Source organism: Bradyrhizobium sp. BEA-2-5 (assembly GCF_032918025.1).
Classification (GTDB): domain Bacteria; phylum Pseudomonadota; class Alphaproteobacteria; order Rhizobiales; family Xanthobacteraceae; genus Bradyrhizobium; species Bradyrhizobium pachyrhizi.
The window spans coordinates 4,386,460-4,412,472 of record NZ_CP136629.1; the positions used below are offsets into that span (position 1 = coordinate 4,386,460).

The following is a 26,013-nucleotide window of genomic DNA, read 5'->3' on the forward strand; positions in this document are numbered from 1 at the left end:
GCGACTACGCCGCCGCGGCGCTGGCTCCACTCAGCGACACGCTCAGAATCCGCCACTTCGAGATATCGAAGAAGTATGCGGCCTTGATGCGCGCGGAAGCGGGGTCCGGCGCCTGAATCGCCGTGTGGAATTGCCGCGTCCCATCGCTCAGCGAAATCCGGAATGTCTGCATTGGTCGAACCTCCACGCGCGGATGCTGCGGCACGGGGGGTTAACATCCGGTTGCTGTTGATGGCGCGTGGGACACGCTCGCTTCTCTCACTCAGGTGAAGCCGGCGGCAGCCACACCATCGTGTCCTCCGCGCCAACGACGCGTCCATCTTGCGCGCGCAATTCGAGCCGTCGCACCGGCAGCCCGTTCTTGCGGTCGACCAGCAGCACATGCGCCTCATCGGGTTCAAAGAAGAAATCCTCACCCCATTGACGGAGCGCAACGAGGAGCGGAAAGAGACTGCGTCCCTTTTCGGTCAACACATATTCCTGGTAGGGGCTGCCGTCGCTTGCGGGCACCGTCTCCATGATGCCGTGCGCCAGAAGATTGCGGAGCCGGGCCGAGAGGATGTTCTTGGCAAGCCCGAGGCTTTTCTGAAACTCGCCGAAGCGGCGCAGCCCGTCGAACGCATCGCGGACGATCAGCAGCGACCACCAGTCGCCGATCGCATCCAGCGGCCGGGCAACGCCGCACATCGAGTCCCTGTGGCTCACTCGCTTGGCCATCGTGATCCTCAACACTCATTCCCTGGGGGGTGATCGGCGCTCAGTGCCGCAGCCGGAAAACCACCCGATCGTGGGTTCGATATATTGGTTGCAAAGTAAAACCTCAAGCGATACACGATGGTTTCAAATTAAAACCTCCTGAGGTCCGCCATGATCCAACCCGACGCCGCGTTCGACGGCACCTTTCCTTTCGCACCGCATTTCAGCGCGGCGCCGGGCTTTCAGATGCATTATGTCGACGAAGGTCCGCGGGACGGCGAGGTGGTGCTTTGCCTGCACGGCGAACCAAGCTGGGGCTATCTGTTCCGCCGCCTCGTGCCGGGCCTCAGTGCGACGCACCGGGTGGTCGTTCCGGATCACATGGGTTTTGGCAAGAGCGCGACGCCGGCGCATCGCAGCTATTGGCTGCAGGACCATGTCGACAATCTCGAAGCGCTGGTCCGCGCGCTCGATCTCACCAACATCACGCTCGTCATGCATGATTTCGGCGGCCCGGTCGGCATGGGGCTAGCGGCCCGGCATCCGGGCCGGATCCGCCGCATCGTCTCCGCCAATGGGCCAACGCCGTTCGGGCAGGGCGATCTGTTCGATCGCGTCGCCGCCAACGCGCAGGTCTCGCCGTGGTTTCAATGGATCGCAAAGGCCGAGGCGAGCGGCGACCTCGAGCCGGTTCTCGGACAGCTCGGCTTCAACATTTTGAGCACGCTGAAACTCAACGGATTCGAGAACAACGCCGTCATCACGGACGCCTGGCTCGCCGCCTACGGCGCGCACTTCGCCCGTCCGGCGGACTGCCTCGGTGCGATCGGCTGGGCCAAGGGATTTGCAACCGGCGCGCATCAATTCCAGGCGCCCGATGCCGCCGCCAACCGTTTGATTCGCAGCAGGCCTGCGCTCGCGATCTGGGGTGAGGCGGATCGCACGCTGCGCGCAGAGCATTTCCTGCCGCTGTTCTCCGCAATCTTCCCGGCGGCACCGGTCCGGCGCCTTGCCGGCGTCGGGCATTACTGTTTCGAGGATGCGACTGAGGAAATTGCCGCCCTGATTGCGGAGTTCATCCGGCAAACGTGACTGCGCGCCTGATCGCGTGCCGCGGGCAGGGCAGCACGGACCATGCAACGCTCCTGTATTGGGGGCCGTGCCAGTCGCCGGGCCGGCCCTCGCAAGTCACATCGTGCATTCCGCCGAGATCGCAGCCTCAAGTGCCGGCACCCAGGCCTTGTAGGCGGCCGCAGTGAAGTGAATGCCGTCGGCCATCTTCGCGCCGGGCGGCAGATGCGGGTCGACAAACCGAACATCACGCGCAGCTGCGGCGGCTTCGATCGCCCGGTTGGTCGGTTCGTCAGCTGCGACGGCGATGGCCACCAATGGCCGCGTCGACAGCGACTTGACGGTCTCGATGAGGTCGGTGAAGTCGCGTTGCGCCGTTGGCGATCCGGCGTTGTTGGCGCCCACCGCGAGGACGAGCAAGAACGCGCCCTGGTCCTGCAGCACGCGCCCGGCGAGCTGCTTTGCCTCCGCGATGGTCTGACCGCCAACGCCGGCATTGATGACCGGACGTCCGCAGAGCTGCCGGGGCAGCGGAGCCATTTCGGTGATGCTGTCGCCAAGCACGACGATCGGCGCCGGCGCGTCGGATAGCGCAGCGCGTATCATGAATTCGCGCACCGCGGCATGATCGTGAAACGCGTGCTGAGACACTTCGCCGAAGCGGTTGCGCATCCTCTGCAGCTCCGCAAAGGAAGCGACAAAACCAATCAGAAAAGTAACGGCCAAAACCCAAGGTAGTGCGCGACGCATTGCTCCTCAGAGCTATCATCGCGGCTCCAGCCCGAGCAATATTCGGAAACAACCGCACAACGCCGGAGCGATCACTTTCTGCGGATCACGTCCTGCGGGAGGTGGCCGGATACGGCGGCGCGCAACCCGTTACCTTCGTTGCGGACATCTGGTGGTTGGCTATCGCTGCCGCTTTGGTCTCAGCTCCGAGCCCGGCAGGACGTCGCCCAATCGAAAGCAGTGGCGGAAGGGGTGTCCTGTCAACCATACTGAAATAATTTAGCTTTCTGAGATTTGGTCTAGGAAAGCTACGGTTTCGGCCACGGCGTATCGGCTGAGGATTGCCGACCAGTTAGCGCAGAAAGGTGTGGAGATAACGCTTTTTTCTTATCCTCCTGAGGCCGCGGCCCGAAGCCGCGCATAGCGTTTTCGGTCATTTGCCTTCGGTAGGCCGCGCGCGCGTTGAGGCGGGCCGCAATCAGCAATGCCGCAGGAATTCCAATTACCGCTAGAAAGGCCACAGTGCCGATGGTTGCCATCGGGCGAATCTTAATTGCCCCGGCGATCGCGTCTGCTGAACATGTTGCGAAATCCGCGTGGCAGCCTCGGGATGCCGTCTTCCGGCTTCGGTCTGTTGCACTTGGGGCAGGGCGCACCAGCGCCGCCGCATCTGCAGGCGTGGTTGCCGGTCCAGGGCTGATCGGGGTGGTTTTCGCAGACTCAGCCGGTATCGTCGCAAAGGATACACACTGGCTCACTCATCGCATCAGCTCGAACAGCTCTTTGACTTCGCTCACCCTCAGCTTGGTGCCGGCCGGCATATGATCAAGAAGCATATGCCGGGTGGCGACTGCGATCCGATCGCGTCGGATATCGTCCTGCTCGGCGTGATAGGCCTTCATGTCGGCCAGGAACTGGCGCGCAGCTTCCGGCGGAATCTCAAGTGGCTTTCGGGTGATAGCCATGCCCGGAAGATGGGTATCCGGGACTGCTTTGGCGAATCCTAAGAAAAGGCTCCAGCGAGGGGGTGCAAGCTGAGGCCGAGTTTTGTGTCGTCCATGACGAGACAGTTCAACCCATCAGAAGCCAACTCATGCTAGCGATGAGCGCGATAAACGACGCGCCGGCAAAGCCCAGGAAGCCGTATTCTATCGCGTCTAAGTGGTGATCTGGTCGATACATATATGCAGTTTGTGCCCGCTCACGGGAACCTGCAATATCAAATGAACGTAAGCAAGGCTGACAGTTGGTGCCTCGTTCCCGAAGAAAAAGCCCCAGCACCTCTGGGGGCCTAGGTGTTTAGTCCCGGCATTTTCTGGAGCGGGTTGAGTTTGAATCGCTCTGGCTGGGAAGTCCAGCATTTGCAGATGTATTCGTAAGGTGTGAGGCCCTTCAGGGTCTTCAACCGCCGAGCGTAGTTGTAGGCGTTGATGAAGTCGGCAAGGTGAGCTTCGAGCTGATCGTGTCGATCGTAATGGCAGCGTTGGACGGTCGCTTCCTTGATCGTGCGGTTCATGCGCTCGACCTGGCCATTGGTTCAGGGATGCTTGATCTTAGTCAGCCGATGCTCGATGCCATTCTCTTGGCAGCGCATATCAAACATATGCGTCACGTATCTTGCCGTCGGGCCGTCTGCGTAGCGCGGCGGGAAGGTGAACTGGATCCCATTGTCGGTGAGAACCGTGTGGATCTTGTAGGGGACAGCCGCGATTAGAGCTTTGAGGAAGGCCGCGGCGGAGGTCCTTCCCGTCTTGCTGACCAATTGCACGAAGGCGAATTTACTGGTGCGATCGATCGCGACGTAGAGGTAGAGCTTGCCTTCAGCGGTCTGGAGCTCAGCGATGTCGATGTGGAAATAGCCGATCGGATAAGCCTTGAACTTTTTCTTCGAAGGCTTGCTGCCTTCGACCTCCGGCAATCGGCTGATGCCGTGGCGCTGGAGGCAGCGATGCAGAGATGATCGCGTCAGATGCGGGATGGTCGGCTGGAGCGCATAGAGGCAATCGTCAAGCGGCAGTAGCGTATGCCGTCGGAAAGCGACGATGACTGCCTCCTCCTCGATGGAAAGGGTAGTCGACTTGGCTTCCTTTGGGCCAGTCGGAAGATCAGCGACGGTGTCGCGCTGCTTCCACTTCGCGACAGTCTTCTGGTTGATCCCGTAGCGCTTGGCGAGCGCTCTCAGGCTCTCTTGACTATTTTGTATTGCTCGACGGACCGCCTCCGTCGTGGTGGCGCAGCCGTGTAAAACTTGTCCCATAGCGCATCCTTCGAATCGTGCGATAAGAATGCACCATCAAAGCCTGGGACAAAACACCTAGGTGGTGTTGACACTTATCGCATCCATAGGACGATTGCAGCGAGCGTGACGATGGCTCGGTAATTTCGGGCGGTCTTTTCGAAGCGGGTTGCGACGCGACGGAACTGCTTGAGCTTGCTGAAGCAGCATTCCACGAGGTGGCGCTGGGCATAGAGATGCTTGTCGAGCGGATGTTTGAGGGCTCGCGAGGGGTTGTTGGGGATGACGGCGATCGCGCCTTTGGCTGCGATGGCCTGGCGCAAATGATCGGCGTCATAGGCTGCATCGGCCATGACGACCTCGGCGGGCAATCCCTCGATCAACGTGGCGGCTTGCGGGGCATCGCCCTTCTGGCCTGCGGTGAGGGTGAACCGCACGGGACATCCCAAACCTCGAACGGCCATATGTATCTTGGTGCTCAAGCCGCCGCGCGAGCGCCCGATCGCTTGATCTTCAGACCCCCTTTTTTTGCCCCGGCGGCGTGCTGATGCGCCCGGACGATGGTGGAATCGACGATCAAATATTCGAAGTCCGGATCATCGGACATCGCCTCGAAGATCCGCAACCAGACACCCTTGGTGCTCCATCGACTGAAGCGCCGGAACACGCTGTTCCAATCCCCAAACGCCTCCGGAAGATCACGCCAGGGAGAGCCCGTGCGAACGATCCAGAGCACCCCTTCCACGAACATCCGGTTGTCGCGTCCGGTCGAACCTTTCTGGTCGGGCCGGCCAATGATGAGCGGCGCCATGCGCTCCCAAGCCGCGTCGCTCAACACCAAACGATCCATCACACCCAAGGCCGCCTCCCAAAAGAAGCCTTGAATCTGATTTGGCCTCAAAAGGGAATCCCTAGAGTCCACAACGCCTAGATGTTTTGTCCCAAGCTTTGATGGTGCATCCTTATCGCACGATTCGAAGGATGCGCTATGGGACAAGTTTTACACGGCTGCGCCACCACGACGGAGGCGGTCCGTCGAGCAATACAAAATAGTCAAGAGAGCCTGAGAGCGCTCGCCAAGCGCTACGGGATCAACCAGAAGACTGTCGCGAAGTGGAAGCAGCGCGACACCGTCGCTGATCTTCCGACTGGCCCAAAGGAAGCCAAGTCGACTACCCTTTCCATCGAGGAGGAGGCAGTCATCGTCGCTTTCCGACGGCATACGCTACTGCCGCTTGACGATTGCCTCTATGCGCTCCAGCCGACCATCCCGCATCTGACGCGATCATCTCTGCATCGCTGCCTCCAGCGCCACGGCATCAGCCGATTGCCGGAGGTCGAAGGCAGCAAGCCTTCGAAGAAAAAGTTCAAGGCTTATCCGATCGGCTATTTCCACATCGACATCGCTGAGCTCCAGACCGCTGAAGGCAAGCTCTACCTCTACGTCGCGATCGATCGCACCAGTAAATTCGCCTTCGTGCAATTGGTCAGCAAGACGGGAAGAACCTCAGCCTCGGCCTTCCTCGAAGCTCTGATTGTGGCCGTCCCCTACAAGATCCACACGGTTCTCACCGACAATGGGATTCAGTTCACTTTCCCGCCGCGTTACGCGGATGGTCCGACGGCAAGATACGTGACGCATATGTTTGATATGCGCTGCCAAGAGAATGGCATCGAGCATCGGCTGACTAAGATCAAGCATCCCTGAACCAATGGCCAGGTCGAGCGCATGAACCGCACGATCAAGGAAGCGACCGTCCAACGCTGCCATTACGATCGACACGATCAGCTCGAAGCTCACCTTGCCGACTTCATCAACGCCTACAACTACGCTCGGCGGTTGAAGACCCTGAAGGGCCTCACACCTTACGAATACATCTGCAAATGCTGGACTTCCCAGCCAGAGCGATTCAAACTTAATCCGCTCCAGCAAATGCCGGGACTAAACACCTAGAGGCCGGTGCTGGGGCCAGTCATCCTAAAGATGAATTGGGACGTGACCCGAGAAGTTCAAGATTAACACCGGTATCAGGAATTGCCACGTTTTCCCGTGCAGTTTGGCAGCGGCGGGAAGCGTTTGCGCTCATGCGAACAGGTCTTCGCCGGCCTTCGCGTTCTCAGACAACCCTGATTTTCTCCTTGAGCTTGCGGTTGATGAGCATTTCGGCGCGTCGCTTTGCCAGCTCAAGCAGCCTCGTGCGCACGGTACTGCGTATCGATTTATCGTCGAGTTCAATGACGATCTCGAATTGATCGTCGTATTGGTGGGTGACGCTGAACGGAACGCCTCGGTGCTGGTAGGTCGTGGGCATGTCAGTGATTTAGCAATCGACGCGCGCGGGAAGCACCGGGAAGGTACGGGGGATCATCCCACTACGAGAATAGCCCCATGCAACCGGATCACCGATCACAAAACGAATTGCGGGCGCTACGACGCGCGCCTGTGTCCCGGGTGCTGGTCAATGGTTCTCTTTGCCGCGGCGATCGCTTCCCGCGAGCTTTGATAGGTCATGGTTCTAATGGTTTGCCGGCCGCCCAGAGGCGCTATCTCAACTAGGAAGCCGCCGCCAGGTTGCTCGACGAGCAATAGCCGGTGCCCTGAATATTCAAGTTCGTCTGCCACTTCCGCGGCCTCCACCGGTGCTCAAGACAACAACTGTTCTGTTGGCTGTGTTCCAAAGAGGCGGGGGGACTTTCTCGCGGCGCCGCCGAAACTCTCACCGCTCTCTGGGCCACCAGGTCGATTGCGGGCTCATGGCGGAGATCTTCGTGGTGCGCAACTCCACGAGGTGGCTGCGCTTGGTATCCCTTGGGCAAGGTCTGCGAATTCCTTGACCGACCAATGGTAGGCACCACTGTAGTACAGCCGCTAAGGTTCGTGGGATTGCTGATCACGCCGGTAAGCGCTGAAATCGCGCTCCTATGAAGAATTACCCCACCAAGATCACGTTCGGCGAAATGCGCGAGACGGGCGCAACGCGCATCATCGTTTTCTGCCACGACTATCGGTGTTCTCATAACGTCCAAATGGATGCATCGAAATGGCCGGACGAGATGCGCCTTTCGGATCTCGAGCCGCGATTCACCTGCACAGTCTGCGGCAAGCGAGGCTCGATCATCCGATCGGTTGATGTTCCGGTGAAGATGGGGGCGGGCGCTTAATGGAAATAGGTCAATCCTCCCGCCACGATCGCTAGGACGAAAGCCAAGGCGGCGGCTGCGATAATCCAAGGCATGTCGTGGCGTTCTCTGGGAGTCATCCGCAATTGCCCTTCCGTTAGGGATGGAGAAGCGAAAGCAGGCGTTGGCGGTTCTGTTCCCGGTCGAGCTGATTTTTACGCATCACTTCGAATTCGGCTTAAATCTTGGTGGTGTCTTCGTTCAGCCTCTTCAATTCAATTAAACGGGCCTCAAGGTCTGCGAGCCGCCTTTCGCCTTCGACCACATCGATCTCAATCTGTCTAAGCTCGTCAATGATCGCGTCTTTGTAGTACATCGTCGGTGTTACAAATTGCGTACTGCTGAGGGTCCTAATGCGTCTTTCCGGCTGGCTCGCGGCTCTTGGTCTCGCGAGCCAAGCGCTCGGCCTTTAGCCTCTCACGATTCTCATGGAAGGCCTTTTGCGCTTTCTCGTAATCGCTCAAAGCTTTTTTCGCTTCCGCCTGTCTGAATACCTTGCGGGCTTCTCGTTCGGCACCTGCCGATGCGGCCCTCCGCTCTCGAAAGCCGACCATTGCTGAACTCCTCCTGTGGGCTCAATAATGGTCAACGCATAGAGCTGGCTTTTGATCCTATTGGTCGGACCAGTAGCGGGAGAAGGAAGCGAGCGGGCTTTGGTTGCGCCAGGGCACGGGTGCATCGATTATCGCTGATCCCGCATCGGCTACGGTTACGCTCCCGAGCGTCGACGATGCTCGCCCTGAACTTCGCGACGCCTTCCGCGCGCTCGAGGCGGCATACAATGCTCTCAAACAGGCCGGCGCGGCGCAAAAGGCGGCGTGGGACCAGTACGCCGCATGGGAGCGCAAGAACCCCCGTCCCGGCGCACCGCGGGCATATAGGAAATGGTCGCGCCGTTCTGCCGGTCCTGCAAGACGAGCTTGATCTCGCCAGCAAGCTTGATGGCTACGAGCGAGCTCAGAAGGACTACCGCAGTGCGCAGAACGTTCTTGGGAGCGTGCGAGCCAATGATTTCGGCGAACTGTCTCTGAAGTCGATGGCTTCGATGGCCTACGAGGGGGCGATCCTGGACGACCCAAGCGCCCGCCATCATCTGCGAAACGAAAAGCAGATCGTGGCGTGGTCGATTGCCTTTGACGTTACGTTGCTGCTTCACGGTCGACGGAAGCCTCGGCGCTCACCGGTTAGTTCGCCGAGGTTGCCCGGCGAGCGAAGCAGAGCGGAACCGTAATCTCGGCCACTGATCCCGCTCTGGAAGCTATCGCAACACTCCGGCGGGCCACAGCGGACCACCTAGCCGCCATCCTCGCTACCGACGCCACCGAGCCACGGACTGATGCTCGCTGGGACGCCGAAGACCGCCAAGAGGCGGCCTGCGATCGTGAGGCGGATGCTACTTGGATGCTGGCTAAGACTATCGACCCTGGCCGGCATTGCCGGCGTGTTGGAGTACGTCAACCAGTTCGAACTTTCGGGCGACGTCTGGCCAGTAGAGGAAGCCTACGGTATCGGCCCGGACAGTTGGCACTACAAGCTAAGGCAGACGATGGCCGCAGCAGCCGTCAACTTAGCCTAGCGTGAAGGCGCGAGGAGCCCGCCGGATCACGCCGGCGGGTTTCCCTTTAACGCAATTTCCATTGTTTCAGGCGGTCGACCGCGGCGCGCGCTATGTTCGGTCATGGCTTTCACCGCCTCATCTTCGTCGGCGCAAAAAGCGATGCTTCGCCGATCGGCAAACACGAGCCACTGGCGAAGGCCAACTTCCCTGATGACGTACTCGGTCATTTTCGAGCGTCCTGCAGCGAGTGGACTGCATCTTATGCAAACGACGTTGCTGTTCCATTAATCAGAAGCCGGCCCAGACGGTGAGCGCGCACCGAAAGGGGCAAGTCTTTCATTTCGAATGGAAAGGCAAAGTCGAGTATGCAGAGAGCGCTATCGAAGGCGCGGGGGCTTGCTGTGATGGGTGCCGCTGTTCGATAAGCCATCATCTGCCTGACTTGGGCGGCGGCTTGGATCTGATCCCAAAAAGTACGCCGCCGGGCTTGAAATGCAGCATCCCGGCGGCGGTCTTCCAACTGGCCCTGTCCCCGCAACACAGCGGTAGCAGCGCGGTCAACACACGCGAGTGATGCAGATCAATCCTACCGACGGGCTTTTGCGCGAAATCACCAGCGGCGATAACCGCCGTGATAGCCGTAACCCCTATGATAACCGTAGCCCCTGTGCACGTATCCGTAACGACGGGCGCCGTAGCCACGATAGCCGTAACCGTAGCCGTACCCCCTGTAGACGGGCGCCGTGCGGACACAGCCGTTCGGGCCGCAGACTACGGCGACGTTCTCGACGTTTGAAGCGGGAGAAAGTATGGCGAGCGGCATCGCCGACGCGCTTCCTGCCGCAGCAAGGCTGCCGAGCGCAGCAAGTCCAACAAGTGCAAATTTAAGCTTCATGGGGTTTCCTCTCGTGGAATCTAAGGCACCCCACACTGTAGGAAGTTGAACGTGAATGCTGGATGAGCAGGCCGGCCGTTTTTGCGTGACGAAAATGCGGCGCGCTTATGCTCTGCGCGGAGTGTCTCCAAGCGGCCCCTAGGAGCATCCGGAACGATGAGGGTGCCAAAGTCCAGACTAGCTAAATGCGATAACGAGCAGGCCCGAGCACAACAGCACAAGGCAGGTCGCGATTAGCGCGAGGAATCCATCGGACACGAAGTCATGGTTACGCATGATACACCTCCCTGTCGCGGATGGGAGGCTGGTCCGAATTTATTAAAGATTTCGGAATCGGGTTTTGGCGAGGGCGGCTAGCTACAGTCTTTGCTGCCCAACTTCACGAAACCCGTGTGGATCATCGAAATAGTCCCGAGAAAAGACGCCGCCGGTCTCAAAATACACGCCCGGCGGCGTTTCCTTCCTGAACTGGGACACTGAAATCCCCAGCGTCAATCTAACTGCATGGTCCGTGCCGCTGGGCTTATCGCTTGCTGGCGAGGTGAACGGTCGAATTTGTGCCCGGCTGGGGAGCGCCCATCGTCGCCCATACGGCAATGCCGATGGCCAGCGCGACCAACATAGTCTTGGTAGCGATTTTATTGCTATTCATCCTGGAGACGCCTCTCACGCGCGCAGTCGCCAAATCTCAAAAGTACGCCGCCGGGCCCGAAATGGTTTGTCCCGGCGGCGCCCTGTCATTCCCAGCGCTGGGGCCCTGAAATTCCCAGTATCGGTTGCCTAGCAGTCTTTGCGCCAAACGACTGTTGCTTGGCTCACACAAACGTTTGGAAGAAGAGCCGGCGCCAGGGCCGCACGCCAGCTCCTCCCGAAACGGACCGCCATGTTTCGTCCCCAACGGTCCCGTCCCACAAGAAGCCTGCGCCGGTTCGGTTGCTGAATTGCTAACCGGGCTGCGCGGTGTGTTTGTTCTTGCGGGGCGCAGCGCTATTTAGGCTGTCGCCACTGGGCTCAAAGGAGATTTGTCTGTGGCGACTGGTACAGTGAAGTGGTTCAACCCGACCAAGGGTTATGGATTCATCCAGCCCGACGATGGGAGCAAGGATGTGTTCGTACACATTTCTGCCGTTGAAAGGGCAGGCCTGAGCAGCCTCAATGAGGGTGCGAAAGTCAGCTACGAAGCGAAGGACAATCGCGGGAAAACGTCCGCCGAAAATTTGCGGGTGGGCTGATAAGCCGGGAACCACCTGACAAGCCGGGAACAAGGTGGCGATGTTGGGAGTTGTCAATGCAGCTCCCGGATCAGGTGGCGCCCTCGACCGGGAGTTAGTGGTGGCCCCGGCGCGCCCGCGCTGGGGTCGCTTTGCATTGTGCAGTCATTTGTGCGCACAATGCTCGATATCTGAAATAAGATAATGATTTCAATTTGCTCTGGCGGAAGGGGTGGGATTCGAACCCACGGTACCCTTGCGGGCACGCCGGTTTTCAAGACCGGTGCCTTAAACCACTCGGCCACCCTTCCCAGCCTTGTAATCGTTGAGGTTTCTAGCTGGCGGGTGAGAACAAAGCCAGGACTTTGCTACCGTCTTGCTACCCAACGTCGTCGGCGCGCTTGTTTATGGCCGCGCGCAGTACCCCGTCAACCGCCGGGGCAGCTTCACCCTGCATATTCGGCATCAGGTGGCTCAGATCCATCGTGATCGCGATGGACGAATGTCCGAGCCGTTTCTGCACCACCTTGGGGTGAATGTTGGATGCCAGCATGTGGCTGGCGTGTCTGTGCCGTAGGCTGTGCAAGGTGACGTACCCCTCAGGAAGTCGGGCACGACGAGCGTCACGCTTTGCGGCTGGAGCCGGCTGTCGTCCGCTTGGGTGACGACGCGAAGCTCGGCGGTCCACGGAACCCCAAGGCGAAGCAATTCCTCCGCATGGGCCGCGCGCCAGCGGCGCAGCTCTTCGACCGCCATGGCGGGGAGGGCGACTGTCCGCGCCTTGCCGCTTCTTAGCTTCTTTCTCGTGGATCTCGCCAGCATCGGTCTGCTCTGTGCTGGAAGGCATCAGCAAGCCGGAGCTGGGCTGCCGGGTACCCTTTCGAGGGAATCGCCAACTGACGGCGGCTTGTTAGGGAATGGATTTCCGCCCCGCAGGGCCTATTGGCGCGGGGCCGGCTAGGGGCGAGGGCTCATGGACGGAAAGGGGATTTGATCCGCTCCATTGATTGATTTCTCTAGTCGTTTCTCGAAGCGAATCTCATCGTTCGATGATGGGCATATCTTCTCCCAGCCTACACCATAGGCTGTGCCTAGAAATTCGATCTGATCTGTCTCGAAAGTCTGAATAATTCGCTGTCTGCTGCAGGCTGGAACGACTGCGCTTTTTGTGCTGTTGCCGTCGGGCCGCTTTAGCGAATATTGCATCGTTACCGGTGCGCCACAGCGATTGACGACAGTCCAGGTCTGCAAAGAGCCGTCCTTCGTTTTGATGGGGCCCGTGAAACAGTTTTGGGCATTGGCATTCGCGGCAAGTACGCAAGGCATGAGCGAAACTGCGACCGCCCAGACAAGTTTCATGTGCTCTGGTTGCCCATGGACCGCATCGCGTTATCTGTCATTTGCTTCTGATAGGCTGCGCGCGCGCTGAAACGGGCGGCAATGATCAGCGCGATCGGAATGCCCACAAGTACGAGAAAAGTCACGGTGCCGATGGTTGCCATCGTAGTCTTGCTCCCGGTGATCTTCTTCCGAGAGTCTGAATCAACCGCAGGCTGCTATCAAGGGCAAAGTTTCCTGCCAGTCGTTGTCTTTGGGACTGTGATCGCATCAGCTTGAACAGCTCGAGGACGCCGGCAAGCCGGAGCTTCGTGCCATTAGGCATATATTGCAGGAGGAGATGCCTGGGTATTGGCCGCTAACTCGTCACGCTTGATCGGTCGCGCCCGCCGTGGAACGCCCGCATATCGGCGGCAAATTGCCGAGCGCTTTCGGACGGGGTCTCGAGAGGCCTTCGTTTGAGCATGACTGGGAGATAAGCGTTCCGCGCTTTGCGAAATGGCGACGATGGCCGTAGAAACACGGGAATTTCGGGTGGGGAGAATAGGCTAAAATGCAGCTTTGGTGAGATCGCCAATCGATATGCGATGAGCGCCTCGAGGAGTCTTTGCGTGCAAGTCATACGGAATGGATTTTTATCGCTGCTGGCCTTGGGAGCGTTGACCCTGGAGGGTCACGCGCAAACTGTGGTCGCAGCATTGGAGTGCGATTTTCCGCCAGCTTCAACGGGTGATTGGAACATGGCCGCATCGACCCTCCAGTACTATATCGATACAGCAGGAGGTTGGAGAGTGAACGAAGATTCCTTCTCCTTCGATGGTCCGACAAAAATTGCTATCGGTGGAAAGGATAGCACAGCTTCGCTTTCGATCATTATTTCCCGACAGTCAGGCAAAGCTACCAAAACGCTGAGGTCGGAAGGGAAATCCCTCACAGTCAGCGGGGAATGCAAAAAGATGGAATTGTCCGGACGTAAATTTTAGGCGTATCCGTCGGCTCAAATGCTCGGGCTGGCGAATGAAAAAGCCTTAGCCCAAGACGCCCTTGGCGAAATCAATCACCTCGCCCCAGTCCATCTGGGCATCGACCCAGCCTACCTTGCCGCAGGCGGGGCATTCAGGTGTGCCGAGATGTCGTGCCAGTCCCAGTCGGGGAGGTCGAGCTTCAGTAGACCGTTGTGGTGCTGACAGCCGACACGGAAGACAAGCACCATTTTGAAACCGGCGCTTCGATCGACGGGACCGGTCCAGTAGCGGAAAAGGTGAGTGGGCTTGCGGCCAGGGCATAGTCTAGACTAGCGCTTCCGCAGACGCCTATAAGATCGCCATCGCCGCTGCCGGCGAGCAGCAGGCTGGGCCGCGGCCTGGATCTGAATTGGCGAAATCGGCCCGCCGGGCGCGAACCGGCGTCGGCGGGCTCGGTATTGGCATCAAGTGTCCGTGAAATGTGAGGCCGTTCACACTCGATCATCGCGAGTTGGCCTAACCCACGGGCGGGTGGCAGCTCGGTGTCGGAGAATCGTGATGCCGTTTTTCAGCAGCCAAAGCTTGTCGTCAGCAGTCGCGGCTTCAGTGCCCAGTATTCTCATCGTGGGAGCAGTTAGCTTTGCGGCTGTTGGTTATGTGGAGTGGTCGTCGGGCGTTAATCTGGCCCATTTCATGAGCCGGACTGCCCCGGATGCCTCAATGCCGGTTCTACCGCTCAAGGGAAGAACAGGTTGCCAGCAGGGCAATAGGCCACTGCCGGGGCTCTCTCTACCGCTCGAGTGACGCCAGCCTAAAGCGACAGTGCCCAATCTCCCAAGGACACTAAGCAGCCAGCTCCCGGAATGGTTTCCAGCGGTGCCTGTCCTTGGGCGGATTTGGGCGGCCAGTCAGATCATAACCTTTGGGTCCTTCGTGATGGCGGAAATCGAGGAGCCTGACTTTCGCACGATTGAAGCAAACTGTTGGTCTGAGACCTTTAGGCCGGCGCGAATAGCACGGCCTTCGTAGCAATCTTGTCGCCAGTCATCTCGAGACGCCTCTCGCGCGTCAGCGCGGTAAATCTCAAAAATTACGCCGCCGGGCCCGAAATGGTTTGTCCCGGCGGCGCCCTGTCATTCCCAGCGCTAGGGCCCTGAAATTCCCAATGTCATTTATTTAGCAGGTACGCGGAGGGACAGCTGTTGCCTAACTCACACAAGGTCAAAAAGAGGAGCCGACGTTCGGGGCCGGTGCGCTAGCTCCTCCGAAACGTGACCGTGCTGCGTCCCCAACGGACCGGTCCTTCAGAGAAGCCTGCGCCGATGGGGTCGTTGATTTGCTAACGAACCCCAATTTCCGGATGCGCCCTGTGGGGTACCCCGTGAGATCTCGGCAAGTGCGCTGCGACGTCGAGTACAATTCAGGCTGCCGCGGATGTACCGGCGCGATCTGCTGAACCTGAGGCGGCCTGCTCACTGGCGCCCGCGCCCCCAGCAGACGGAATGACGGCCTCAGCAACCCCACGCTGAGGCCGTTTTCGGTTGCCGCCCGCCGCTCAAAATTGGAACCGCAATTGGCACCCAACTCAGCGGACGGGCAGGGATGAGGATTAGCCGGTCCCGTCGTTTCAAGAAACGTCTATAAAACAAGACGCGACGATACGTGCAGGGATTAGAAGGACAGGAAAAACTGTATTTCAAGCCGTTGACCGCGAGGGCCCACATTGGCCATCATGACGCCCATGAAGCGTGTCCTCTTTCTCTGCACCGGCAACTATTATCGCAGTCGATACGCCGAGGAATTGTTCAACCATCTTGCAAGAGCCGAACAACTGGCGTGGCGCGCATCGTCCAGAGGCGCGGCCGAGCGGGGATCGCCCGACAATGTCGGGCCGATGTCAGTCTTCACCGACGATCGTCTCCGCGCGAGCGGCATCGTTCCGGAAGGCGCAACGCGCTTTCCGCAGCCCTGTTCATTGGCCGACTTCGACGACGCCGACCTCGTGATCGCGCTCAAGGAGACCGAGCACCGTCCGCTGATCGAGCGCCGGTTCCCCGAGGTCGCCGACAGGGTGACTTACTGGCACGTGGACGATATCGACTTTGCTCATCCGTCAGTCGCGTTGGCCATGATCGACGATCACATCCGCGCACTGGTTTCAGCGCTCAGGTCATCGGTTCGCGCTTCAGGAAGATCTCCAGCGCAAACGTAGCCGGGCGCGCGAGCCTGCCGCTTATGCGTTCGAGGTCGTCGATGGCGACGATCTCGAGGCGGCCTTCAGTCACCGTCAGTTGGTCGATGGGCACGTCGCGCGCGAGGAACACCTCGCCGCGAAGCGTGCCGTTTGGCGTTGCATGATCGGGACCGGAATAGCGGCCGATCAACTCGAAACGCTCGGGCGGTACGTAGTAGCCGATCTCCTCGTGGATCTCGCGCACCACGCATTCGAGGAAGGTCTCGGCGCCTTCCCGCCGGCCGCCAAACAGGCTGATCTTTCCGCGATCGGTAACATGCGGGAGGTCGTCGCGCAGTTGCATCAGCAGCCGGCCATCTGTGCTGACGAGAAGGGCGGACGTTCCCTCCCTGATACTGCCGGTCATCCGTACGTCCTCTTCGGGAAGCGGCGAGGATGCGTCACGAGTGGGGCGGGGAGAGACTGCGCGTCTGCCGCAACCCGATTGGCGAGGGATAAGGAAGGGCAAACCGATGCCCGTCGCGCGGGCGCCGATAGCGCCCGAGATCTCAGAAACGTTCAGCCGAAAGCGAACGCCAGCAGGCTCGAGCACAGCAGCACGAGGCTTGCCGCGGTCAGGGTCAGAAATCCGTCGGAGACCAAATCGTGATTACGCATGATACACCCGCCTTCAATCGATGCTCATCCGAATTGATTAAAGCTTTCCGAACATTCACTCCTGGAAAGAGGTGACGCGTCTTTCCGCCTTCAACGGACTGTCAGGCCCGGTGCCGATAGCCTTCCACGGCGTGCGCCAAGAAGATCGCCGCACTCACCAAGCCCATCACCGCTGTAACCGTCTCGATCATCGCAAACTTCCTTTGCGCCCCACGCGGACGAGAAAACGATTGCAGCCTTGCACAGTCAAAAAGATTCAATTGTTGGAATCCAAGATGCCCCCCGACTGATGATTTGCTGCAACAGTGTGTCTGATCGCGGGACAGGCGAGGGCGTTTGGCAGGGGCGAAGGTCAGTAGAACGACGGAGGAGGCGCAACAGACCATTCACCAAGACGCCACCGCCCGCCGGCTCTCCCCATTTCCGCCGTGTTCCGGTTGCGATATCGTCACGCTCTGGTGCGGAGGTGGGCCGCACAGCGACGGTAAGGGACTTCGACGCCTCGGAGTAGGCGCTGGTCCGGCAGAATGGTACTTGGGGCAGATGGGGATTAGACGGCCAGATTCGATGATCCGGACGGCGCGCGGCGCCGTTGCGGTGGCGACGTGCCTCGTCCTCGCCAATTGTGCCTCCTCGAACAAGTTCGCCAGCCGGGTCGACCCCAAATACGGAGTATCGTCGAGCCCGCGCGTGGTGGCGCTGGGTGATCCCGTGCCGAAGGGCGGCGGCACCTACCGTGTCGGCAAGCCCTATGTCGTGGCGGGCCGGACCTACGTGCCGGAGGAGGACGTCAACTACCGCGCCGAGGGCATGGCGTCCTGGTACGGCGACGATTTCCATGGCCGCTTGACCGCCAACGGCGAAGTGTTCGACATGACCTCGCTGACCGCGGCGCATCCGACCCTGCCGATGCCGTCCTACGCCCGCGTCACCAATCTGAGCAATGGCCGATCGCTCGTCGTTCGCGTCAATGACCGCGGGCCCTATCACGGCAATCGCCTCATCGACGTCTCGAACAAGGCTGCCGAACTCCTTGAATTCAAAGGCAATGGTGTCGCCAAGGTCCGCGTCGAATATGTCGGCCGGGCGCCGCTTGAAGGCTCCGACGACCGCCAGCTGATGGCCACCTTGCGCACCGGCTCCCGGCACCGTCGCCCTCGATGGTCCGTGTCGCCTCGGCAAAGCCGTTCGTGCCGGAGCTGCCGTCCTCCTCGGGCCGGGTCCGTGGCGACGTTCCGTTGCCGGAGGGGCGGCCCTACAGCCTCGGCAACACCCAGGCCGACTACGCCTCGGTGAGCGCGACCTCCGAAATGTCGGCCTCGAGCCGGTCGCACCGCCGCGCTCTGAACAATCCGCGCGAAGTCTCCTATGAGGGTGATGCGCGCTATGCCGCAAGCCCGAGCCCGGCCGCCGCCTATGTCCCGATCGACGCGCGCGGACCGGCCGAAGTCCTGAGCGGGCGCGGCCTCTACTGAGCCATGCGCTTACAGATCAGGCTGTTGGCCTAATTACTTCAGAAACGCAATCAGCGCCGCGTTGACCTCGTCGGGGCGTTCCTGCTGGATCCAGTGGCCGGCGCCCTCGATGATCAGCTTCTGCTTGAGGTTCGGCAGCACGCGCTCCATGTCCGCGACGCGCTTGGCGCCGATCAGGCCGGTGATCACCGCGTCTCTTGAGCCTGCGATGAAGAGGGAAGGCTGGTGGATCCGTGCGTCCTGCCAGGGCGCGGTCAGCTCCCAGTTGCGGTCGATGTTGCGGTACCAGTTCAGCCCGCCGCGGAAGCCGGATTGCCGATAGCCTTCGGCGAATTCGGCAATGTCGGCCTCGGTCAGCCAGGCCGGCAACGGCATTCCGGCCGGCAGCTTGCCGAGGAAGCCCTTGGCCTCGTCGACGAACATCGAGCTTGGATCGGAGACGCCACGCCCGAGCACGATGCGCATGGTGCGGGCGACGTCGCGCTCGAGCTCTGCCTCGGCGATGCCCGGTGTTTGGAAATACTGCCAATAGAAATTGGTCATGCCGCTGTCGCGCAGGGTCCCGAGCGGACGACCACGGCCGCGGAACGGTGGCGGCACGCTGAGGCCCGCGACCGCGGTGAAGATGTCGGGCCGGAACAGCGCCGCGTGCCAGGCGACCGGGGCGCCCCAATCGTGGCCGACCACCATCGCCCTGGTCTCGCCGAGCGCGGCAACCAGCGCCACCATGTCTCCGACCGTATCGAAGATCGTGTAGGCGCCGACCTCGGCCGGCGCGCCGGTGCGGCCGAAGCCGCGCATGTCAGGCGCAACGACCCGAAAGCCTGCCGCGGCCAGCGCCGCGATCTGGTGCCGCCATGAATAGGACAGTTCCGGCCAGCCGTGACAGAGCACGACCAGCGGGCCTTGCCCGGCCTCGCGCACGAACATGTCGATGCCGTTGGCGGAGATGGTGCGGGAGGATGACATTCGCGTTTCCGCCTTGTTTGCCGGTTCTGCTGACGTTAGCTGGTTCCAAGGATACGGATGTTCAACGCAACCGGCAATCCGGCCGGCCGTGCACAAGCGCAGAAACCTCAGTTGTTTGCGATACTTCCAGCTGTTAGAACGCAGTCTTTCAGGACATCGCCGATGGCAGCCCAGACCGCAGTTCCCCGCACGTTGTCAGCTCGCGCCGGGCGTTGCTGGCGCGGCCTGGTCGCGGCCGCGGTCGCGCTGGCGATCGGTTGCGGCGGAATGGTCTATGCCGCCAACCAGAGCGTCCAGGGCGCCAAGAAACCGGAAGAGGCCGGCTTCGATGGCGATGCCCCGACTGCGATCTTGATCGAAGCCTCCAGCGGCAGCGTGCTATTCGAGAAGAACGCCGACGAGCTGCGCGCACCCTCGAGCATGATGAAGCTGATGACCGCGGAGGTCGTCTTCAATGCGATCAAGAAAGGCGACATCAAGCCGACGGACGAGTACCGGATCAGCGAGAATGCCTGGCGCCGGGGCGGCGCGCCCTCGGGCGGCTCGACCATGTTCGCGGCCATCAACAGCAAGGTTTCGGTCGACGATCTCCTGCACGGCGCGATCATCCAGAGCGGCAATGACGCCTGCATCGCGCTTGCCGAGGCCATGGCGGGCAATGAGCGGATCTTCGCGGCCGACTTCATGACCAAGCGCGCCCGCGAACTCGGCCTCACCAGATCGACCTTCGGCAATTCCACCGGCTTGCCCGACCCCGGCAACAAGATGACGGTGCGCGAGCTCGGCATGCTCGCCCGGCACATCATCCTGACCTACCCGGACAGGTACAAACTGTTCGGCGAGAAGGAGTTCACCTGGAACAAGATCCGCCAGCCCAACCGCAATCCGCTGCTCAATTCGATGGAAGGCGCCGACGGTCTCAAGACCGGCTACACCAAGGAAGGCGGCTATGGCATGGTGGGTTCGGCCGTGCAGAACGGCACGCGGCTGATCGTCGTCGTCAACGGACTCGAAGACCCCGAGGATCGCGCCACGGAAGCCAAGAAGATGCTGGAATGGGGCTTCCGCAATTTCGAGACCCGCACCCTGATCCCGGCCGAGCAGACGGTCGGTTACGCCAAGGTGTTCGGCGGCGAGAGCCGCTCGGTCAAGCTCGTCAGCCCCGATCCGATCAAAGTGATGGTGTCGAAGAACGGCAACGACAAGCTGCTGGCACGCGTCATCTATAGCGGCCCGGTCAAGGCGCCGATCACCGCCGGCCAGAAGATCGGGGTGGTGCGGGTGTGGCGCGGCGCCAATGTCGCGATGGAGACTCCGGTCTTCGCAGCGGACGCCGTCGGCACCGGATCGACGATGCGTCGCGCGCTCGATGGCGCCCAGGAGCTGGTCATCGGCATGTTCCGCGCAGGGGTCGAGAAGCTCTGACATGGCGGAAGCAGCAGTCCAACGGCCGAGCTTGCGCGGTCGCTTCATCACCTTTGAGGGCGGCGAGGGGGCGGGCAAATCGACCCAGATCCGCAAGCTTGCCGAACGGCTCGATAGCGCCAAGCTGCGCGCGATCGTGACCCGTGAGCCGGGCGGCTCGCCAGGCGCCGAGATCATGCGTCACCTGGTGCTGTCCGGCATGGGCAAGCTGCTCGGCCCCGAGGCGGAGACGCTGCTGTTTGCCGCCGCGCGCGATGACCATGTCCGCACCGTGATCCTGCCTGCGCTCAACCAGGGCACCTGGGTGCTCTGCGACCGCTTCGCCGACTCGACGCGGGCCTATCAGGGCAAGCTCGGGCAGGTGTCGCCCGAACTCGTCAACGCCTTGCAGCGCGTGACCATCGGCGATCTCAAGCCCGACCTGACTTTCATCCTCGATGTGCCCGTCGAGGTCGGATTGCAACGCGCCGCCGCGCGACGCGGCAACGCCACCGCCGATCGGTTCGAGGCCGAAGGCATCAAGTTCCATCAGGACTTGCGTGATGCGTACCGCCGGATCGCGGCCGAAGATCCGGAGCGCTGCGTCCTGATCGACGCTACGGCCGATCCGGACACGGTCGCGGCCAGGATATGGGCCGCGCTGCGCGAACATCTGCGCGCAACGCTTGCGGCGGACAGCATCGCATGAGCGCGCGCAAGGTCGAACGGGAGAGCGCCGCCCGCCATCCGCGCGAAACGCCGGATTTGTTCGGGCATCGCGAGACGGAGACCGCCTTGCTCGATGCCTATCGCAGCGGGCGCATTCCACATGCCTGGCTGATCGGCGGGCCGCAAGGGATCGGCAAGGCAACGCTGGCCTACCGCATGGCGCGCTTCGTGCTGGCGTTTCGCAATCCGAAATCGTCCCAGGTTCAGCAGGCGCCGACGCTACGGGTCGATCCGGCCGACCCCGTAGCGCGGCAGGTCGCGGCAGGCGCTCATGGCGGGCTCCTTGTGCTCGAGCGCGGCCTTAATGATCGCGGCGTGATGCGCACCGTGATCACCGTGGACGAGACGCGCGAGACGATCGCGTTCTTCGGCTCGACCGCGGCAGCCGAAGGCTGGCGCGTCTGCATCGTCGACACCGTCGACGAGCTCAATCCAAACGCGGCCAATGCGCTTCTGAAGATCCTCGAGGAGCCACCCCAGCAATCGCTGTTCCTTCTGGTGAGCCACGCACCGTCACGGGTGCTGCCGACCATTCTGTCCCGCTGCCGCAAATTGCTGCTGCGGCCGCTCGAGACGGACGATGTGGTGCGCGCGGCCGCGGCCGCAACCGATATCGAGGCCGACGATCCGGCGCTGGCGGAAGCCGCCGCGGCTTCCGAAGGCAGCATCGGGCGGGCGCTGTCGCTGCTCGGCGGCGATGCGCTCAAGCTGCAGCAACGCACGGCCGCGCTGCTCGCGACGCTTCCGAGCGTCGATCCGCGTGAGCTGCATGCGCTGGGCGAAGCGCTCGGCACCAGCGACCGCGTCGCGCTCGCCGCCTTCATCGACGGCATCGACCGCTGGATCGCGGAGCGGCTGCATGCGGATGAGGCCAATGCCAACCAGAACCTGCCGCGCCTTGCGCGCCTAGCTGAGGTATGGGAAAAGATCGTCCGCGCCGCGCGCGACACCGAAACCTACAATCTGGAGCGCAAGCCCTTGGTCTTCTCGGTGTTTTCGATGCTCGCGGATGCGACCCGATAGACACCGCGTCTGACAACACATCCGTCTGACAACACTCCCGACAATCTCGTTTCGATCTGCAAAGGATTCCGTGGTGGCGACCGCTAAGAAGACATCGTCGAAAAAAGCCAAGAAGACGAAGAAGGCATCGCCCGCTCGCGCGACCAGCAAAGCCACGGCGAAGTCGCGGGCGGCCAAGAAGGCCGGGCGCGTCACCCGGAAGGCGAAGAAGGCCGCCAAGTCCACGTCCAAGTCCAAGACCGGAGCCAAGCGCGCCAGGAAATCGGCGGCGAAGAAAGCCGCCAACAAAGCCGTCAAGAAGGCTGCGAAGAAGACGGCCAAGAAAACGGCCAAGAAAACTGCTGCGAAGGCCACCAAGGCGCCGCCGAAGCAGGCGGCCGCAGCAGCCGTCGCGCCGGCGGCAAAGAAGCCCGCTGCTTCGAAGCCTCCGGCTGCCGAGAAGGCGCCGAGACCGGCAAAGGTTCGCGCGCCGAAGCAGCCCAAACCCGCAGTGGTGGCTCCTGCGGCCGCTTCCGTCCCGATGCCCGCCGCGGACCGCGACAACGTCTTCTACATCACGACCGCGATCGCCTATCCCAATGGCAGCCCGCATATCGGTCACGCCTATGAGGCGATCGCGACCGACGCGCTGGCGCGCTTTGCGCGACTCGATGGCAAGGATGTGTTCTTCCTGACCGGCACCGACGAGCACGGTCAGAAGATGATCCAGACGGCGCAGAACGAAGGCATGACGCCGTTCGATCTCGCAACCCGCAACGCGGCGCGCTTCAAGGAAATGGACGAGCGTCTGAACGTGTCGTTCGACCGCTTCATCCGCACCACGGAGCCTGCGCATCACGAGTCGGTGCAGGCGATCTGGCGCGGTATGCAGGACAACGGCGACATCTATGCCGACACCTATTCGGGCTGGTACTCGGTCCGTGACGAGGCCTATTACGCCGAGGACGAGACCGTCGTCGGCGAGGACAATGTCCGCCGCGGCCCGCAGGGTACGCCGGTCGAATGGGTCGAGGAGAAGAGCTATTTCTTCCGCCTGTCGGCGTACCAGGACAAGCTGCTGCACCTTTATGAGAGCCAGCCCGATTTCATCGGTCCGGATTCGCGCCGCAACGAGGTGATGAGTTTCGTGCGCGGCGGGCTCAAGGACCTCTCGATCTCGCGCACCACCTTCGATTGGGGCGTGAAGGTGCCTGGCGACGAAGGACACGTGATGTATGTCTGGGTCGACGCGCTGACCAATTACATCACCGGCGTCGGCTTCCCCGATGAGAGCGACAAGAACTGGCGCTACTGGCCAGCCGATGTGCACGTCATCGGCAAGGACATCATCCGCTTCCATGCGGTGTATTGGCCGGCCTTCCTCCTGTCGGCCGGAATCCGGCTGCCGAGGCGGGTCTATGCTCACGGCTTCCTGTTCAGCAGGGGCGAGAAGATGTCGAAGTCGGTCGGCAACGTCGTCGATCCCTTCAATCTCGCCGACCAGTACGGCGTCGACCAGATGCGCTATTTCTTCCTGCGCGAGGTGCCGTTCGGCCAGGACGGCAACTACAATCACGAGGCCATCGTTGCGCGCATCAATGCCGATCTCGCCAACGACCTCGGCAACCTCGCGCAGCGCTCGCTCTCGATGATCGCCAAGCAGTTCGGCGGCGTGCTGCCCGAGCCCGGGGATTTCAGCGACAACGACAAGGCGATTCTGGCAATGGCCGACGGCATGATCACTGCTTCGCGCGAGGCCATGGCGACGCAGCAGATCCATCAATGGCTCAACGCCGTCTGGGCCGTGGTCGCGGAGGCCAACCGCTATTTCGCCGGCGAGGCGCCGTGGGCGCTCGCGAAGACCGATCCTGCCAGGCAGAAGACGGTGCTCTACGTCACCGCCGAAGTCGTCCGCCAGGTCGCGATCATGGCGCAGGCCGTGATGCCGGAGTCCTGCGCCAAGATGCTCGACAGCCTCGGTATCGCTGCTGACGCCCGCAGCTTTGCCGCGGTCGCCGAGCGGATCAGGCCGGGCACGGTTCTGCCGGCGCCTGTCGGCGTATTCCCGCGCTATGTGGAACCGAAGACCGAGTGAGCGGTTCGAAATTCATGCTGGTCGACAGCCACTGCCACCTGGATTTTCCGGACTTTGCGGAAGACCTCGACGGGATCGTGTCGCGGGCGCGAGCGGCCGGCATCACGCGCATGGTCACGATCTCGACGCGGGTGCGGCGGCTCGGCGGGCTGCTCGCGATCACGGAGCGCTTTCCCGACGTCTATTGCTCGGTCGGCACCCATCCGCACAACGCGGACGAGGAGGACGGCATCGCGGCCAGCGAACTGATCGAGTTGACCAGGCATCCGAAGGTTGTGGCGCTCGGCGAGGCGGGGCTCGACTATTTCTACGAGCACGGTTCGCGCGAGGCCCAGGAGCGCGGCTTTCGCGCGCACATCGCGGCGGCGCGCGAAACCGGCCTGCCGCTGGTCATCCATACCAGGGAGGCCGACGAGGATTGCGGCCGCATCCTGGAGGCTGAAGTCGCGAAGGGCTCGTTCAAAGCTGTCCTGCACTGCTACACCGGCGGCCGCGAGCTTGCGATGAAGGCGATCGCGCTAGGGCTGTCGATCTCGTTCACGGGCATCCTGACCTTCAAGAAGTCGGACGCGCTGCGCGCGCTGGCAGCCGAGCTGCCGGCCGACCGCATCATGGTCGAGACCGACTCGCCCTATCTTGCGCCCGGCAAGTTTCGAGGCAAGCGCAATGAGCCGGCCTATGTCGTCGAGGTGGCAAAAGTGCTCGCCGAGACACGCGGCGTGTCGTTTGACGAGATCTCGCGCCAGACCACCGAAAACTTCTTCCGCCTGTTCTCGAAGGTGCCGGCGCCGAAGGTTGCTGCATGACGTTGACGCTGACGATCCTGGGCTGCGGCTCCTCCGCCGGCGTGCCGCGCCCGGCGCTCGGCTGGGGCGCCTGTGATCCCAACAATCCCAAGAACCGCCGTCGCCGCTGCTCGCTCATGGCCGAGCGCACCATGGAGCACGGCACGACACGCATCGTGATCGACACCTCGCCGGATCTGCGCGAGCAGTTGCTCTCGACCAATGTCGACCACATCGACGCAGTGTTCCTGACGCACGAGCACGCCGACCAGACCCACGGCATGGACGATCTACGCTCGGTCGTCATGCACATGCGCCGTCGTATCCCGACCTACTTCAACCAGTCGACCGCCAAGGACATCCTGTCGCGATTCTCCTATTGCTTCATCTCGCCGGAGGGCAGCGACTACCCGCCGATCCTGACTCGGCATTCGATCGAGGCGGGCGAGAGCCAGACCATCCTGGGGAAGGGCGGTCCGCTGAAGCTCGAGGCCTTCCTGGTTCATCATGGCAAGATCCCGGCGCTCGGCTACCGCATTGGCGGCGCCGCCTACACGCCCGATCTGCACGACATCCCCCAGGAGAGCTGGCCGACGCTCGAAGGTCTCGATCTCTGGATTGTCGACGGACTTCGCTATGCGCAGCATCCCAGCCATTTCAGCGTTGCGGACGCGCTGTCGTGGATCGAGCGCTTCAAGCCGAAGCGCGCGATCATCACCAACATGCATTCCGACCTCGACTACGAGGTGCTGCGGCAGAGCCTGCCGGCCGACGTCATCCCGGCCCATGACGGCATGCGGCTGACGCTCGACCGGGCAGGCTGA

Annotated in this window: 23 protein-coding genes, 1 tRNA gene and 4 pseudogenes; 13 read left to right on the plus strand and 15 right to left on the minus strand. The window is 61.5% G+C overall.

The genetic code is table 11. The features are described 5' to 3' along the window. Positions 1-4: 4 nt before the first annotated feature. Both RX327_RS20455 and RX327_RS20460 read right to left on the minus strand, forming a co-directional pair. Complete coding sequence (locus RX327_RS20455) at positions 5-172, minus strand: hypothetical protein (RefSeq protein ID WP_016847764.1); 168 nt, start codon at positions 170-172, stop codon at positions 5-7. Between the two features lie 86 nt (positions 173-258). Beyond that, on the minus strand, positions 259-717 hold the full coding sequence (locus RX327_RS20460; protein WP_082190597.1) for a winged helix-turn-helix transcriptional regulator: 459 nt from the start codon (positions 715-717) through the stop codon (positions 259-261). A 150-nt stretch (positions 718-867) separates the two neighbouring features. On the opposite strand from RX327_RS20460, the gene RX327_RS20465 reads away from it, so the two are divergent. Beyond that, positions 868-1,788, plus strand: a complete 921-nt coding sequence (locus RX327_RS20465; RefSeq protein ID WP_050384682.1) for an alpha/beta fold hydrolase — start codon at positions 868-870, stop codon at positions 1,786-1,788. A 96-nt stretch (positions 1,789-1,884) separates the two neighbouring features. On the opposite strand, the gene RX327_RS20470 is transcribed toward RX327_RS20465, so the two are convergent. The 4 genes and pseudogenes from RX327_RS20470 to RX327_RS39295 form a co-directional block, all read right to left on the minus strand. Next, positions 1,885-2,439 carry an SGNH/GDSL hydrolase family protein gene (locus tag RX327_RS20470; protein WP_317246940.1) on the minus strand — a complete coding sequence of 185 codons (555 nt, stop codon included), beginning with the start codon at positions 2,437-2,439 and terminating at the stop codon, positions 1,885-1,887. Between the two features lie 815 nt (positions 2,440-3,254). After that, the gene (locus RX327_RS20475) at positions 3,255-3,461 is read right to left on the minus strand and encodes a hypothetical protein (RefSeq protein WP_050384680.1); all 207 of its coding nucleotides are present in this window, start codon (positions 3,459-3,461) and stop codon (positions 3,255-3,257) included. 326 nt (positions 3,462-3,787) lie between these two features. Continuing rightward, a pseudogene (locus RX327_RS20480) lies at positions 3,788-4,753 on the minus strand (IS481 family transposase). A 74-nt stretch (positions 4,754-4,827) separates the two neighbouring features. Beyond that, positions 4,828-5,591 (minus strand): annotated as a pseudogene (locus tag RX327_RS39295) (IS5 family transposase). Positions 5,592-5,720: 129 nt separating this feature from the next. Between RX327_RS39295 and RX327_RS20495 the strand changes: the two are divergent. Continuing rightward, positions 5,721-6,686, plus strand: a pseudogene (locus RX327_RS20495) (IS481 family transposase). A gap of 163 nt (positions 6,687-6,849) precedes the next feature. Here RX327_RS20495 and RX327_RS20500 read toward each other — a convergent pair. Further along, entirely contained in the window at positions 6,850-7,044 is a 195-nt protein-coding gene (locus RX327_RS20500; RefSeq protein ID WP_050385316.1) for a hypothetical protein, read from the minus strand. A 610-nt stretch (positions 7,045-7,654) separates the two neighbouring features. Between RX327_RS20500 and RX327_RS20505 the strand changes: the two genes are divergently transcribed. Next, positions 7,655-7,894 carry a hypothetical protein gene (locus tag RX327_RS20505; RefSeq protein WP_050385317.1) on the plus strand — a complete coding sequence of 80 codons (240 nt, stop codon included), beginning with the start codon at positions 7,655-7,657 and terminating at the stop codon, positions 7,892-7,894. A gap of 368 nt (positions 7,895-8,262) precedes the next feature. Here the strand turns inward: RX327_RS20505 and RX327_RS20510 are convergent, their stop codons facing one another. The 3 genes from RX327_RS20510 to RX327_RS20520 form a co-directional block, all read right to left on the minus strand. Next, positions 8,263-8,466, minus strand: coding sequence for a hypothetical protein (locus RX327_RS20510; protein ID WP_050385319.1), 204 nt, complete (start codon positions 8,464-8,466; stop codon positions 8,263-8,265). Between the two features lie 1,048 nt (positions 8,467-9,514). Then, positions 9,515-9,697 carry a hypothetical protein gene (locus tag RX327_RS20515; protein ID WP_152977683.1) on the minus strand — a complete coding sequence of 61 codons (183 nt, stop codon included), beginning with the start codon at positions 9,695-9,697 and terminating at the stop codon, positions 9,515-9,517. Positions 9,698-10,080: 383 nt separating this feature from the next. Then, positions 10,081-10,365, minus strand: a complete 285-nt coding sequence (locus tag RX327_RS20520; RefSeq protein WP_082190635.1) for a hypothetical protein — start codon at positions 10,363-10,365, stop codon at positions 10,081-10,083. A 1,028-nt stretch (positions 10,366-11,393) separates the two neighbouring features. Between RX327_RS20520 and RX327_RS20525 the strand changes: the two genes are divergently transcribed. Continuing rightward, the gene (locus RX327_RS20525; RefSeq protein ID WP_050385323.1) at positions 11,394-11,597 is read left to right on the plus strand and encodes a cold-shock protein; all 204 of its coding nucleotides are present in this window, start codon (positions 11,394-11,396) and stop codon (positions 11,595-11,597) included. A gap of 200 nt (positions 11,598-11,797) precedes the next feature. On the opposite strand, the gene RX327_RS20530 is transcribed toward RX327_RS20525, so the two are convergent. The 3 genes from RX327_RS20530 to RX327_RS20540 form a co-directional block, all read right to left on the minus strand. After that, positions 11,798-11,887 (minus strand) — tRNA-Ser (locus RX327_RS20530). Between the two features lie 68 nt (positions 11,888-11,955). Further along, positions 11,956-12,423: a tyrosine-type recombinase/integrase gene (locus tag RX327_RS20535; RefSeq protein ID WP_244482214.1), complete on the minus strand. Its 468-nt coding sequence runs from the start codon at positions 12,421-12,423 to the stop codon at positions 11,956-11,958. Positions 12,424-12,931: 508 nt separating this feature from the next. Then, complete coding sequence (locus tag RX327_RS20540) at positions 12,932-13,078, minus strand: hypothetical protein (protein WP_160321764.1); 147 nt, start codon at positions 13,076-13,078, stop codon at positions 12,932-12,934. Positions 13,079-13,525: 447 nt separating this feature from the next. On the opposite strand from RX327_RS20540, the gene RX327_RS20545 reads away from it, so the two are divergent. Next, positions 13,526-13,897: a hypothetical protein gene (locus RX327_RS20545; protein WP_317246941.1), complete on the plus strand. Its 372-nt coding sequence runs from the start codon at positions 13,526-13,528 to the stop codon at positions 13,895-13,897. A gap of 1,714 nt (positions 13,898-15,611) precedes the next feature. After that, positions 15,612-16,091: a low molecular weight phosphatase family protein gene (locus RX327_RS20550; RefSeq protein WP_082190639.1), complete on the plus strand. Its 480-nt coding sequence runs from the start codon at positions 15,612-15,614 to the stop codon at positions 16,089-16,091. Here RX327_RS20550 and RX327_RS20555 read toward each other — a convergent pair. Beyond that, positions 16,045-16,479, minus strand: coding sequence for an NUDIX domain-containing protein (locus tag RX327_RS20555; protein WP_050385367.1), 435 nt, complete (start codon positions 16,477-16,479; stop codon positions 16,045-16,047). The genes RX327_RS20550 and RX327_RS20555 overlap by 47 nt on opposite strands. A gap of 794 nt (positions 16,480-17,273) precedes the next feature. Here RX327_RS20555 and RX327_RS20560 point away from each other — a divergent pair. Then, a pseudogene (locus RX327_RS20560) lies at positions 17,274-18,205 on the plus strand (septal ring lytic transglycosylase RlpA family protein). Positions 18,206-18,238: 33 nt separating this feature from the next. Here the strand turns inward: RX327_RS20560 and RX327_RS20565 are convergent. Beyond that, complete coding sequence (locus RX327_RS20565; RefSeq protein ID WP_317246942.1) at positions 18,239-19,174, minus strand: alpha/beta hydrolase; 936 nt, start codon at positions 19,172-19,174, stop codon at positions 18,239-18,241. A gap of 267 nt (positions 19,175-19,441) precedes the next feature. Between RX327_RS20565 and RX327_RS20570 the strand changes: the two genes are divergently transcribed. The 6 genes from RX327_RS20570 to RX327_RS20595 all read left to right on the plus strand — a co-directional run bounded on the left by RX327_RS20570 (position 19,442) and on the right by RX327_RS20595 (position 26,013). After that, positions 19,442-20,599 carry a D-alanyl-D-alanine carboxypeptidase family protein gene (locus tag RX327_RS20570; protein ID WP_317251292.1) on the plus strand — a complete coding sequence of 386 codons (1,158 nt, stop codon included), beginning with the start codon at positions 19,442-19,444 and terminating at the stop codon, positions 20,597-20,599. Between the two features lies 1 nt (position 20,600). Beyond that, positions 20,601-21,287 (plus strand): dTMP kinase, encoded by a 687-nt coding sequence (gene tmk, locus RX327_RS20575; protein WP_317246943.1) that lies wholly within the window; start codon positions 20,601-20,603, stop codon positions 21,285-21,287. Continuing rightward, a complete protein-coding gene (locus RX327_RS20580; RefSeq protein ID WP_317246944.1) occupies positions 21,284-22,330 on the plus strand; it encodes a DNA polymerase III subunit delta' in 1,047 nt (348 codons plus the stop codon). Before tmk ends, RX327_RS20580 begins: the two co-directional genes overlap by 4 nt. A 73-nt stretch (positions 22,331-22,403) precedes the next feature. After that, on the plus strand, positions 22,404-24,404 hold the full coding sequence (gene metG, locus RX327_RS20585) for a methionine--tRNA ligase (protein ID WP_317246945.1): 2,001 nt from the start codon (positions 22,404-22,406) through the stop codon (positions 24,402-24,404). A gap of 14 nt (positions 24,405-24,418) precedes the next feature. Then, positions 24,419-25,210 carry a TatD family hydrolase gene (locus tag RX327_RS20590; protein WP_317251293.1) on the plus strand — a complete coding sequence of 264 codons (792 nt, stop codon included), beginning with the start codon at positions 24,419-24,421 and terminating at the stop codon, positions 25,208-25,210. Then, positions 25,207-26,013 carry an MBL fold metallo-hydrolase gene (locus RX327_RS20595; protein WP_317246946.1) on the plus strand — a complete coding sequence of 269 codons (807 nt, stop codon included), beginning with the start codon at positions 25,207-25,209 and terminating at the stop codon, positions 26,011-26,013. Before RX327_RS20590 ends, RX327_RS20595 begins: the two co-directional genes overlap by 4 nt.